11 protein-coding genes are annotated in these 12,508 nt (G+C 35.3%); 8 read left to right on the top strand and 3 right to left on the bottom strand.

What is annotated here, in order from left to right; genetic code table 11:
- The first annotated feature begins 42 nt into the window (after positions 1–42).
- The 6 genes from BW951_RS16985 to BW951_RS16960 all read left to right on the top strand — a co-directional run bounded on the left by BW951_RS16985 (position 43) and on the right by BW951_RS16960 (position 5,842).
- Entirely contained in the window at positions 43–1,734 is a 1,692-nt protein-coding gene (locus BW951_RS16985; protein ID WP_076395081.1) for a glycoside hydrolase family 3 protein, read from the top strand.
- Positions 1,735–1,754: 20 nt separating this feature from the next.
- Positions 1,755–2,399 (top strand): hypothetical protein, encoded by a 645-nt coding sequence (locus tag BW951_RS16980; RefSeq protein WP_139326198.1) that lies wholly within the window; start codon positions 1,755–1,757, stop codon positions 2,397–2,399.
- Between the two features lie 18 nt (positions 2,400–2,417).
- A complete protein-coding gene (gene bshA / locus BW951_RS16975) occupies positions 2,418–3,566 on the top strand; it encodes an N-acetyl-alpha-D-glucosaminyl L-malate synthase BshA (RefSeq protein ID WP_076395077.1) in 1,149 nt (382 codons plus the stop codon).
- A 272-nt stretch (positions 3,567–3,838) separates the two neighbouring features.
- Entirely contained in the window at positions 3,839–5,113 is a 1,275-nt protein-coding gene (locus BW951_RS16970; protein WP_076395076.1) for a DUF2851 family protein, read from the top strand.
- A complete protein-coding gene (locus tag BW951_RS16965; protein ID WP_029297636.1) occupies positions 5,106–5,327 on the top strand; it encodes a PspC family transcriptional regulator in 222 nt (73 codons plus the stop codon). The genes BW951_RS16970 and BW951_RS16965 overlap by 8 nt, the downstream gene beginning before the upstream one ends.
- 2 nt (positions 5,328–5,329) lie before the next feature.
- Complete coding sequence (locus BW951_RS16960; protein ID WP_076395074.1) at positions 5,330–5,842, top strand: GNAT family N-acetyltransferase; 513 nt, start codon at positions 5,330–5,332, stop codon at positions 5,840–5,842.
- A gap of 50 nt (positions 5,843–5,892) precedes the next feature.
- Here the strand turns inward: BW951_RS16960 and BW951_RS16955 are convergent, their stop codons facing one another.
- From BW951_RS16955 to BW951_RS16945, 3 genes are all read right to left on the bottom strand, one after another.
- Complete coding sequence (locus tag BW951_RS16955; protein ID WP_076395072.1) at positions 5,893–6,627, bottom strand: SIMPL domain-containing protein; 735 nt, start codon at positions 6,625–6,627, stop codon at positions 5,893–5,895.
- Positions 6,628–6,883: 256 nt separating this feature from the next.
- The gene (locus BW951_RS16950) at positions 6,884–7,660 is read right to left on the bottom strand and encodes a carboxypeptidase-like regulatory domain-containing protein (protein WP_076395070.1); all 777 of its coding nucleotides are present in this window, start codon (positions 7,658–7,660) and stop codon (positions 6,884–6,886) included.
- A gap of 8 nt (positions 7,661–7,668) precedes the next feature.
- The gene (locus BW951_RS16945; RefSeq protein ID WP_076395068.1) at positions 7,669–8,418 is read right to left on the bottom strand and encodes a carboxypeptidase-like regulatory domain-containing protein; all 750 of its coding nucleotides are present in this window, start codon (positions 8,416–8,418) and stop codon (positions 7,669–7,671) included.
- Positions 8,419–8,597: 179 nt separating this feature from the next.
- Between BW951_RS16945 and BW951_RS16940 the strand changes: the two genes are divergently transcribed.
- Both BW951_RS16940 and BW951_RS16935 read left to right on the top strand, forming a co-directional pair.
- Positions 8,598–11,738: a UvrD-helicase domain-containing protein gene (locus BW951_RS16940; protein WP_076395066.1), complete on the top strand. Its 3,141-nt coding sequence runs from the start codon at positions 8,598–8,600 to the stop codon at positions 11,736–11,738.
- Positions 11,738–12,190, top strand: a complete 453-nt coding sequence (locus tag BW951_RS16935; RefSeq protein ID WP_076395064.1) for a hypothetical protein — start codon at positions 11,738–11,740, stop codon at positions 12,188–12,190. The genes BW951_RS16940 and BW951_RS16935 overlap by 1 nt, the downstream gene beginning before the upstream one ends.
- The last annotated feature ends 318 nt before the right edge of the window (positions 12,191–12,508 follow it).

Here is a 12,508-nt window from a genome sequence, read left to right as displayed (position 1 = left end):
CATCATTTTTTTAATTGTATTTTTGTTCTTATTCAAAAAATTATGAAGAAACTTATTTACAGTTCACTTTTCATTTTCATATTCTCAAGCTCAAAACTATCTGCTCAATACCAGCCTAAAAACATTTCCAAAGACGATTTGAAAAAGGCAAACCAATGGGTAGATAAAACCTATAAAAACTTATCTCAGGACGAAAAACTTGGGCAGCTTTTTATCGTGGCACTTTACACCAACCGAGGTGAAAATGAAATTGAAAAAGTAAGGAGTATTGTCACCAATGATAAGATCGGAGGATTGATTCTGATGCAGGACGATGCGGCAAGAGAAATCACTTTGGTAAATGAATTTCAGCAAAAATCAAAAGTCCCTTTAATGATCGGGATGGATGCAGAATGGGGATTGTACCAGAGAATCGCTGCGGCGCACAAATTTCCGTGGGCAATGACTTTAGGAGCTATTCAGGATAAAAGTTTAATTGAAAAAATGTCGGCTAAAATTGCGGAAGACTGTCACCGGATGGGCATCAACTGGGATTTTGCGCCTGTTGTGGATGTAAACACCAATCCCAACAACCCGATTATCGGAAACAGAAGCTTCGGCTCGGAAGTCAGCAATGTGGTAAATTCTGCATCGGCTTATGCAAACGGACTTCAGAACAATTCTATTTTAGCGGCAATTAAACATTTTCCTGGACACGGAGATACAAGCACAGATTCGCACACCGATCTTCCGGTGGTAACACACAATCTTGAAAGGCTGAACAATGTAGAACTTGCCCCTTTTAAAACCCTTATGAATAAAGGAATCGGAGGAGTAATGGTGGCACATTTATATGTTCCTGCTCTGGAACCTAACAAAGGAATTCCGGCTTCAGTTTCTAAAAACATCATCACCGGTATTTTAAAAAATAAATTCGGCTACAAAGGCTTAATTATTACCGATGCTTTAAATATGGGCGCTGTTGCCAACAAATACAAACCCGGAGAACTGGATGCAATGGCTTTTAAAGCTGGAAACGATATCATGTTGTTTTCACAGGGAGTTACAGAAGGGAAAAAACTAATTCAGAAAGCTATTGAAAGCGGCGAAATTTCACAATCACGAGTGGAGGAAAGTGTGAAAAAGATCCTTTTAACCAAATATTTTTTAGGACTTGATAAATACACCCCTAAAAATCCTGAAAACATTAATTCAGATTTAAATAATGATTCTCATAAAACTTTAGTTCAGAATCTCTATTCAAATGCACTCACTTTGCTGAAGGATGAAAAAAAACTGCTTCCATTAACCGGAAAACAAATATATTATGTTCCATTGGAAGAATCTCCCTATCAGACATTTGCCAATCGATTAGGTTCAAATATCATCATTAAAAAAGCTGATGAAATTGCTACTATCCCGGCAAATTCCACAGTGATTGTCGGTTTCCATAAAGATAATTCCACGGCTTACAAACCTTATAAAATTTCAGACGCTTCAAAGAAAGTGTTATCCGACCTTACGAAAAATCAGAATGTCATTCTTAACGTTTTCGGAAGCGCTTACGCGTTGAAAGATATTGACATTTCAAAGGTTTCAACCGTTCTGGTTTCGTACGAAAACAATGAAGACTCAATGAATGCGACAGCCGATGCATTAAACGGAAAAACAAAAATCCAGGGCAGGCTTCCTGTTCTGGTAAATGATACTTTGAAGGCAGGAATGGGAATGGATTTAAATAATTCACAAAAATAAATGCAATAAAAAAACACATGATGTCAAAAATTATTCAACTTTTAGCTTTTATCGTTATTTCAGTTTCATTCAACACAAAAGCGCAGCAATTTGATGCTACTTTGTATTTTTTGGATGGAAGCAAAAGAACCGGAAAAGCAGATATGGTATCTAACGAAGAAACTAAACTGGCTTTTATAGAAAATGGCTCTAAAAAAAAGGAGAAGATTAAAATAAATTTGCTGGATAAAGTAGAATACATCAATCCGAAAAACAATGAGACAGTAACTGCGGAATTAAATGAATATATTTATTTCTTTTTATCGGATAAACCTAAAACCACTTTTTGCTGGATGAAAAAAATAAATTCAGGTGAAATTTCAACGTATGTTGCTTACGCCTACGATGGTGGGGTTAATAACGGATATCATTACTCCGTAACGCCTTCTTCTCATGAATATTTCTTCTTTCAGTATAAAAATGAAAAACCGCAGGTCATCTATATTAACAATAGTATTCCGACTCTTAATAAAAAGCAAATGTTAAGAAGACAGGTTAGAAATTTCTTCAAAGATAAATGTCCGCAACTTGTAAGTGATTTTGAAGCAGAAAAAATAGTAATTAAAAATAATAATCCGGAAGTATTACGCCAGTATTATGAAAAAAATTGCAGTACAAACAATTAAAAAATACCACCAAAATAAATGAAAATAGGCATACTTTGCTATCCCACCTACGGAGGAAGCGGAATTGTAGCAACAGAACTCGGAATGTCGCTTGCCAACAAAGGCTATGAAGTCCACTTCATCAGCAGCGCACTTCCTGCGAGATTAGATATTACCAATCCGAATATTTTCTTTCACAGGGTAAATGTTCAGACTTATCCGCTTTTCCAGTATCAGCCTTATGATATTGCGCTGAGCTCGATGATTTACCGTGTAGTGAATCTCTACAAACTGGATCTGCTTCATGCACACTACGCGATTCCTTACGCTTACGCAGCTTTTACAGCCAAACAGATGCTGAAGGAAGACGACAACGATATTCCCTTGGTTACAACGCTTCACGGGACAGATATTACATTGGTCGGGCAGCATCCAAGCTACAAACACGCTGTAGAATTCTCCATCAACCAGTCGGATGCGATCACTTCGGTGTCGGAAAGTCTGAAAAGAGATACGCTCCAGTTCTTTAAGATTAAAAAAGAAATTCAGGTGATTACGAATTTTATCGATAATTCTGAGTTTGACGAGTGCAACGAATGCCAGAGAACACAGTTTGCCAATCCGGACGAAAAAATCCTAATCCACGTATCGAACCTGCGTCCTGTAAAACGTGTGGAAGAAGTATTGCAGATTTTCAAGAATGTTCAGAAAAAGGTAAAATCCAAGCTTATCATCATCGGAGAAGGTCCGGATATGGAGAAAGTAAACCAGTTCCTGGAAGATAACCCGGATCTGATTTCGAAAATCCGTCTTTTGGGTAAAGTAAATGATCTTTACAGAATTCTTCAGCTTTCGGATGTATTCTTACTGCCTTCTGAACAGGAAAGTTTCGGTCTTGCCGCACTGGAAGCAATGGCAGCCAATACTCCGGTCATCAGCTCGAATGCGGGAGGAATTCCGGAAGTAAATATTCAGGGAGAAACAGGTTTTCTTGCCGAGATCGGAAATGTGGAGGCGATGAGCAACTACACCATTAAGTTACTAAGCAACGACGAACTTCTGGCGCAGATGAAAGTCAATGCCAAAGAACAGGCAATAAAATTCGACCTTAAAAATATTCTTCCGATCTACGAAGAAATGTACAGAACCACCATCGAAAATTTCAAAAGTGAGCTTACCAAAGCATAGCATTATATAAAGAAAGTTTTGACTTACCAAAACCTAACAGATTTTAAAAACTTGTTAGATTTATACCATAAAACATAACGGCTGCATTCAAAAGGATGCAGCTTTTTTATACATCGAGTTTTGGAAGATTAATATTTTTCATGCAAATAATTATTTTCTCTGAAAGGATTTATGACTTTTGAATTATTTATAAAATAATTTTCTTATTTAATTGATTTTCAAATATTTAACATTTATGAATCATTTTTATTCTATATTTGTATTAAACACCCATGACCGAAAAACTCTTACAATATCTCTGGAACTATAAAGTGTTCAAGCATTTCGACTTCAAAGATCTTGAAGGCAATCCTATTGAAATTTTAGACTTCGGGAAATGGAATACAGATTCCGGTCCGGATTTTCTGGCGGCGAAGGTGAAGATCAATGAAATTACTTTTGCAGGAAATATTGAACTTCATGTAAAATCTTCCGACTGGATCTTTCACAACCATTCACACGATCCAAACTATCAGAATATAATTCTTCATGTCGTTTTTCAGAACGATTGTGAAATTGAGGAACTGAAAAATAAAAATATTCCCACCTTGGAATTAAAAGATCATATCGACGAAAATATCCTGTGGAAATATGAAAAACTGATCGGCGGAACGCAGTTTATTCCCTGCGAAAATATTTTTGATCCCGATAAAATTCCGGTTCACTTTCATGAAGAAAATGTTCTTAAAAAACTGGCGGAGAAATCTTTAGAATTTGAGAAGAATTTAGCTCAGTTTAAAAATAATTTTGAGGCCGTTTTGTTTCATTCTTTAGCCTATTCTTTCGGATTAAAGGTGAATGCATTTATTTTCAGGCAAATTGCGGAAAGCATAGATTTTACCATCATTAATAAGATCCGGCAAAACGAAACCCAACTGGAAGCTTTATTTTTTGGTGTTTCCGGCTGGCTGGAAAATCCGGAGGATGAAACGATGAAAATCTGGAAGCGGGAATTTGATTTTATCAAGGCAAAATTCAACATTTCCAATCTTAAGTTTCACCCTAAATTTCTCAGATTAAGACCACCCAATTTTCCTACGCTCCGTTTGTCGCAGTTGGCGAATCTCTATTTCACGCATCAGAACTTATTTTCAAAAATCATCCATGTTAAAAATACAGAAGAGCTTTTCGAAATTTTTAGTGATATCAAAGCTTCGGAATACTGGGATGATCATTATAATTTCGGGAAAATATCATCGGTAAATCAGACCAAAGTTGTATCGCGGGATTTTATTGAATTAATTATTTTAAACACCATTTTGCCTTTAAAATATACTTATCATCAATATCACCAAGAAGAAATTGCAGACGAAATTCTGCTTTTTTACAAAAACCTTCCGTCCGAAAAAAATTCAGTTATTGCTGACTGGAAAAAGCTGGGCTTGAAGTGTAAAACAGCACTGGAATCACAAAGTCTGATTTATCATTTTAAAAATTCCTGTGAAGAAAAAAATTGCTTAAATTGCGGTATTGGATTTAAAATTTTAAAAGAATCTTCAAATGCTTGATAATATCCGCCATAAAATGGAAAGAGAATGGTTTGGCGTTCTTACAAGAACGGGCGCAAAACTCGGAATTCCTGTTTCTAAACTGAGAGTATTTTTCATCTACTCTACTTTTGCAACGGCAGGATTTTTCTTTTTAATTTATCTGGGACTGGCATTCACACTTTGGGTAAAGGATATTTTTATCACCAGAAGACCCAATGTTTTTGATTTATAGATATGGAATTTTTACAGATCACTTCTACAGAAGATTACAGGGTTAAGGAAATTTTTGAGGCATACTGCAAAACGTTTCCCGCAGACGAAAGAAGAGACTGGGACAAATTGTCTCCGCTGTTCTCACACCCTAAAGTGAAAATAATTTCTGTACTTCACGAAGCTAAAAATATAGGCTACCTCATCATCTGGGAACTCAGCAATTTTGCTTTTGTGGAACATTTTGAAGTGTTTGAGGAATTCAGAAGCCAGAAACTGGGATCTCACATTACCCGTTATCTTTTTGAAAATTATCCAAGAATTGTTCTGGAGATAGAACACGGGCATTTAACCGAAGATACGAAAAGACGCTATTCTTTTTATCAGAAAAACGGTTTCAGCCTGATTGATGAAATGTATGTTCAGCCAAGTTACGGCGAAGGAAAAAAACCTTTAAATCTATGGCTCCTTGCTAATTATCAACCTGAAAATCTAAAGGAAGTAAAAGACGAAATCTACGATATTGTTTATCATTAAAATATAAAATCCGAAGTTTCAAATGCTTCGGATTTTTTTTCAGTTAAAAACTAATTTACCTGATATTCCAGCTTTATGGTAATACTTGCTTCCTTATCTTTTGAAGCGGTATTGAAGGTTCCGCCATAAGAATAATCTTCATTGGAATTCGGAGCCGTGATCTGGATAACTCCCATCGTTGCTTTTTTCAGATTTCCCAGACTGCTTCCTGAATTTTCAGCAATTTTTTCTGCACGTTCTTTAGCATCTTTTGTGGCAGAGGCAATCATTTCCTGTTTTACCGTTGCTAATTTGGTATAAAAATAATTTGGCGAAGACGATGTAAATTCTATTCCTCTGTTGATGATTTCCGTAATATTTCTTGAAAGATTTTCAATTTTTGCGACTTCTTTACTTTCAATCGATACAGTCTGGGTAAGGTTGTATCCGGTAAATTCATTCTGAACATTGTTCCCATTATTATCTGTATAATTCTTAAACTGTTTCTGGATGTCCACAGAAGAAAAAACAATCTCATTTTGCTTTACTCCTTTTGATAATAAATAATCGTTGATGGTTTTTCGATCTGAAGCCAGTTCATCATAAGCCGATTTCAGGTCAAAATTATTCTTAGAAAAACTTCCCGACCACGTAATAAGATCAGAAGTAAATTGTTTGGTTCCCAAACCCGTAACAGAAATGGTATTTTCAGATTTGTTTCTGTTTTTAATCGCATTTCCTAAAAGTCCGAGACCGATAACGAAACCTAATGCTGCAATGGCAATCGAAAGAATGTTTTTATTCATAAAAATTTGTGAATTTGTTTGTTACAATAATTTTCCGCTTATCCTTAATTAATCATAATGCTAATTTTAACACAAAGTTCTCAAGTTTTTTTAAATATTAGCCGCTTTTTAAGTTCACAAAGGCGTATCACTCAACAAAGAACCCAAAGTTTTTTTCATGATGAAAAATTGCGGACAGCCATAATAATTTTAATGTCTGTTTACTAAACTATTGCATCAATTCTCATTCCAAATTTTAAGATTTTTTTAACATTTATTAAGGTATTTTGCTTTCTTTAATTCTTTTAACAAAAACAGGCATTGCGTCGTCCATTCTGGATAAAGCTCCGGTTAAATTTTTGGCTCTTACAAAAGTTCGCGTTTGTGGTTTATTCACAAATGCAAATTCTATAAATTCCGAAATCCGCTCCGCAGGAATGCCTTCTTTCGTAAAATATTCGTCTTCCACCCTGTTTCTTACCCACAAAATATCTTCCTGAAGATCATCATACCGATATTGACGCTTCATCCTTCTTGCGTCTCCACTGATGAGATCATACAATCCCTGAACATTAAGGCTTCCCAAAAGGATCGGAATTAAAACCTGCTTCACTTCTGCCGGTTTTTCTCGCATTTTTCCTACGGGTTGCGGCAATCCTACCGCATCTTCCACAATTTGCCCTTTATCTGTTTTCGCCACCGCTTTTGAATCTTTATCGAGATCTCCGGTAATTTTAGCCACTTCCACCTCTTCAATGTCTTCCGCAATTCTTGTCAGCTTAATATTCAGCTCTTTGTTTAAACCATATAGTGCTTTTATGGAAGATCTTTCAAAACCGTTTCTTACAAAACGGATTTCGTCATCCGGAGAAGCGATCTCAATAGAAAACGTTCCGTCATTGGCAGTATACGTTTTTTTGTCAGCAGAAACATTCATTACCGTAACGGAGGGTAAATTGATGCCATCTTCATCCGTAATCCTTCCCGAAATTTTCTGTTGTGAAAAGACATTCACAAACATAAAAAACAGAATAATAACTAATCTGAGGTTCATAAGATCATTTATTTTTGAGGCTGCGGCGATTTGTACGCTGAAATTCTTCCCAACACAGCATTTTTAAACCGATTCATATCTGCTTCAGTACAATAGCCGTATTTCAGGATATTTTTTCTTTCAAAACCTGTTCTTAAAATATAAAGGATGAAATGCTGGATCTGTGGTTTAGGAATTTGAAGCCCCTGAAAAAAGGTATCTCCTAAAGAATTTTGCAGATAATTCATCAGATCCACATCGTCCCATTTGTTTTTCACTTTCCCGAAACTGTAAATTCCTTTGGTTACAGGCTGTACAAATTCTCCCGGTCTGGCTGCCAAAACTCCCGGAGCCGACTTTTGTGACATATATTTTGCCAGATCGTTCTTCAGTTTTTCAACTTTTCTTGGCGGATTAAGATTTTTTGCATCGATTTTAATATCTCCCGTTATGTTTTTTTTAATTTCCACTTCTGCAATCAGTTCTGCCGCCCTTATCATTGTTACATTAACCGGAGAAGTAATATTTTCCTGATTAATTTTACTGTTTATACGTTCATAGCCCGATTTTACAAAACGAAGCTCGTCTCCTGCCCTTCCCGAAATCATAAAATGCCCGTCACGATTGGTCAGAACCCGTTCATCAGTTCGGATATTGATTACCGTAACTTCTGGCATCTCATTTTTATCTTCAGAAGTTACTTTTCCGAAAATATAATTCTGAGCATTACAGTTGATGAAAAATAGAGAAGCTAAGACAAAGAATAGTTTTATTTTCACAGGTTATTTTTTATAAAGCAAAACTAAAGTTATTTTTAAACTAAACAACAAGTTTAACCACAGTTAACGTGTTTTAGGATTTCTTTTAGAATTTTATTTTTAAAACTGTTAAATAGCAGTCTGAAATTGTTAAAATTTCACTTAAAAAATAGCTAACTTGCACTTTGAATTCCACTGAAATGCAAAATTCTTATACGGTAATTAATGCTTCGGCAGGTTCGGGGAAAACCTATGCTTTGGTGCAGAGGCTTTTAATGATCTGTCTTCGGTATCCTAATCAGCAGCAGTCGATCAGGAATATTCTTGCGTTGACATTTACCAACAAGGCAGCGAATGAGATGAAGGAAAGAATTCTGACGTGGCTCGGAAATTTTTCGAACGATAATTTTGCAGAAAATCCGGATTTAAAAAATATTCAGAAGGCATTTGAGGAAGAAGGTCTGAAAATAACGATCGATGAACTGCATCACCGCGCAAAAAAAATGCTGGATTATGTGCTTCATAATTATTCTACTCTGAATATCGGAACGATTGACCGTTTTAATTCCCGTCTGGTAAGAAGTTTTTCTTATGAACTGGGACTCGCCAAAAATTTCAATCTGGAAATTGAAGCGGAACCTTTTCTGATTGAAGCGGTTGATAAAATGCTCGATCAGATTGGCGAAAACGAAGTGATCTCCAACTCTTTCATGGATTATGTGGAGTACAGTCTCGAAAATAATGAAAGAATAAACCTGAATAAAAGTCTTTACGGCTCGGCAAAAGAGTTCGTGAAAGATATTCATTACGAACATCTTAAAAACAATAAGGATTTCGACAGCACGAATTACGAGAACATCAAAGATACACTCCGAAAAGAAATTGCCCAGAACAAAAAACAGGCGATTGAATTGGCTACACGATCCATCGAATTATTCAGATCAAGGAATATTGAAATTGAAGATTTTGCACAGGGAAAAAACGGAATCGGAGGATTTTTTACGAAAGTATTAGACTTTTATCATCAGAAAAGACCGGGATTTCCTTTTCCTACGACTGCGGAAGAATCTGTTGTGAATAACTACCGGAAAGGAGCTTCGGCAAAATCAAAAAACAAGGAAGCTGAAATTCTTGAAATTCTCGATCAGCTTCTTGATTACAGAATGCAGCTTATTCGGCTGTACATAGAAACCCAGAAAAAAGAGAAAATTTTATCCGCGCTTCTGCCTTTAAAGGTAAATAAAGATATTCAGGATGAGCTGAAGAAAATTGAGGAAGAAAACGACCTTGTTTTGCTTTCTAAATTTAATATTTTAATTAACGAAAACCTTCGGAATGAGCCTTCGGCTTTTATTTATGAAAAAGTAGGCTCCCAGTTTCAGCACTATTTTTTTGATGAATTTCAGGATACTTCAGAATTGCAGTGGCAAAATTTTATTCCTTTGAGAGATCATGCCATTTCATCAGAAAATACTTCTTTTACGTTGGTTGGAGACCCGAAACAGAGTATTTATCGTTTTCGTGGAGGGGAAAGTAAACTGATGCTCGATATCATCAACAAAAAGGAATTTTCCCCTAAACAGGCAGATTTATTGGTTTTAAAAGACAATTGGCGAAGTGCAAAAAATATTGTTCACTTTAATAACGAACTGTATAAATTTCATTCTGAATCTTTATCGGAAGAGCATAAAAACATTTTCGGAACTGATGCCGAACAAAATCCGAAATCGTCGATCGAAGGACGTGTAAAAGTAAATCTGATAGAAAATCTTACGAATGAGGATTTTTACAACGATACGTCTGAAAGCATGAGGAAAGATATTCAGGAGATTCTGGATAACGGCTTTAAATTTTCAGACATTACGATTCTATGCCGTGGAAATTTTGATATTTTCAGCTATTCTCAAAAACTGGGAAATCTGAAGGTAAATTACAAAGGAGAGGAAACGAATATTAAAACGATTTCCGATAAAGGTCTTACCTTAGAATTATCCAACACGCTTAAAGCCGTTGTTGAATTCCTGCGATGGGAAAGCAATCCTAAGAATAAGCCGAATCTGATCATGATGATGTATTACCTGAACAAACTGGGAAGAATTCAGATGGCAGATTTCACCCTGGAAATGAAGGAAATTTTAGGAATTGAAACGCACGAAGAAACGTTACACTTTATTCAGGAAAAATACGCTCTGAAGCTTAAGCAGGACAATTTCCCGAGATTCAATCTGTACAACTTTGTTGAATATTACATTAATGAATTTTCTGTTGAAAATAAAGAGACTGATTTTCTGCTGAACTTTCTCGAGATGCTTTTCAATTTTACACAAAATGCAGGAGCGAGTACGAAAGAATTTCTGAAATATTGGGATGAGGAGGCTTCTGCATATACGATTCAGGCTTCGGAAAATATTGATGCGATCCAGATTATGACGATCCACAAAGCAAAAGGGTTGGAGTTCCCGATTGTTTTTATCCCGATGATTAATAAAAATCGTGATGCTGAGTTCACCAATTGGTTTGAAACGAGCAATGACAGTGCTTTAAAGTCGGTTAATATTAATCAGTTCAGTAAAAATCTTGAGGTGTATGATGAGGAAATCCAGTATTTCAACTTACAGAATTCTTACAAAAACTTTGTAGACAGGTTGTGTCTGCAGTACGTTGCGACAACGCGGCCTGTAGAACAATTGTACTTTTATATCCAAAAAGCAAATAAAACGTCTAACAATCTGGAATTGCTGGAGTTTTTACAGTCTAAAAATCCTGAAAATCTGGATGAGTTTGATTTGTATAAAGTAAATCCTGAGATGCTGAAAAAACATTCAAAGGACAAAACCTCCCATTTTGAAACGAAGGATATTCAGAATTTAAAAAACATCAACGAAAAAAATACATCGATTAAGATTGCCACTCCGTCAAAAAATTATCAGGTACGGGTTGAAAAAGTAAGAATCGGGCTTTTTGTCCATGAATTACTCTCGCAGATTAATACGGCAAAAGACATCAGAAAAGTTCTGGAATGCTACGTTCTGGATGGTCAGATAACCATTGAGGAAAGCGCAGAAATTGAGAGAAAGTTAGAAGAAATTATAAAAAATAACTCTGAATTTTTTGATGAAAAATGGCAGGTTATCAATGAAAAAGATATCATGATTTCCGAAAACGGTGAAAGCAGCGTGTATCGTCCGGATAGAATTTTAAAGAGTCCTGAAGGCTACGTCATTGTAGATTTTAAAACAGGTGAAGAATCTGAGAAAAATGACAGACAGATTGCCCATTATAAAAATATTCTGGAAAAGCTGGGTAGAAAGGTTTTGAAAACGCAGCTTATTTATTTGTAATGATAAATTGGATCAGAAAATATCATGCTTATTTTTGGATTATTCTTATTGCAGGCTTACTGCTTTACGATAATAATGAAAGAAAACTGTATGCAAAGTTATACAAGAAAGAAGGCATCTGTACCTCAGCCATAATAAATGATGTTAAAGGATACGGAAGAGGCACCGGTTATGATTTTAAATACACTTTCAGAATTAAGAATAAAACGTATCATTCTAAAACCGATATCGGAAATCTAAATATTCATCAGGCAGAAAAACTCAAGAACAAAACTTTTATGGTGGTGTTTTTAAAAAGAAATCCACATATTAACAGAGTATATGTAAAGATTCCTGTTCCTGAAAATTTCGGTCAACTGGAATATAAAAATGTTCTTCTCAAAAAGCCCGGAATAGAAAATATACTGGAAGAAATTCCTTCTTCCAGCTGGTTTTGGGAAAATTACTTTTAAAACAAGTTTCGGCGGTACCTTCGGTGCCGCCGAAACTTGTTTTACGATCTATTTTTCTTAAGTATAAATTAACACTTATTCTGTTTTTCATCACACTTAATCAATATCTTATGACAGTTAATTACTATAACTGGCAGTTTAAACCCAATTCATTTACCTTTAATAAAATCTTAATAAAATCCATTTTAAAGCACTGACTATTAGTGCTTTAAAAATTAAATTCTTATTAATATCAAATACATGAATTATGCCAGAAATTCTATTCAAACCACCTTAGATTAAAAACCTGATCATTAAAAAAAATTTTAACCATTAAAC

The sequence above is a fragment of the Chryseobacterium gambrini genome, assembly GCF_900156825.1.
Classification (GTDB): Bacteria; Bacteroidota; Bacteroidia; order Flavobacteriales; family Weeksellaceae; genus Chryseobacterium; species Chryseobacterium gambrini.
This window is presented reverse-complemented; position numbering and strand designations above follow the sequence as displayed.

Excerpts from the sequence above, each read along its gene's own strand:
- BW951_RS16985 (WP_076395081.1), top strand. The coding sequence starts at position 43 with ATGAAGAAACTTATTTACAGTTCACTTTTCATTTTCATATTCTCAAGC.
- BW951_RS16980 (WP_139326198.1), top strand. The coding sequence starts at position 1,755 with ATGTCAAAAATTATTCAACTTTTAGCTTTTATCGTTATTTCAGTTTCA.
- bshA (WP_076395077.1), top strand. The coding sequence starts at position 2,418 with ATGAAAATAGGCATACTTTGCTATCCCACCTACGGAGGAAGCGGAATT.
- BW951_RS16970 (WP_076395076.1), top strand. The coding sequence starts at position 3,839 with ATGACCGAAAAACTCTTACAATATCTCTGGAACTATAAAGTGTTCAAG.
- BW951_RS16965 (WP_029297636.1), top strand. The coding sequence starts at position 5,106 with ATGCTTGATAATATCCGCCATAAAATGGAAAGAGAATGGTTTGGCGTT.
- BW951_RS16960 (WP_076395074.1), top strand. The coding sequence starts at position 5,330 with ATGGAATTTTTACAGATCACTTCTACAGAAGATTACAGGGTTAAGGAA.
- BW951_RS16955 (WP_076395072.1), bottom strand. The coding sequence starts at position 6,627 with ATGAATAAAAACATTCTTTCGATTGCCATTGCAGCATTAGGTTTCGTT.
- BW951_RS16950 (WP_076395070.1), bottom strand. The coding sequence starts at position 7,660 with ATGAACCTCAGATTAGTTATTATTCTGTTTTTTATGTTTGTGAATGTC.
- BW951_RS16940 (WP_076395066.1), top strand. The coding sequence starts at position 8,598 with ATGCAAAATTCTTATACGGTAATTAATGCTTCGGCAGGTTCGGGGAAA.
- BW951_RS16935 (WP_076395064.1), top strand. The coding sequence starts at position 11,738 with ATGATAAATTGGATCAGAAAATATCATGCTTATTTTTGGATTATTCTT.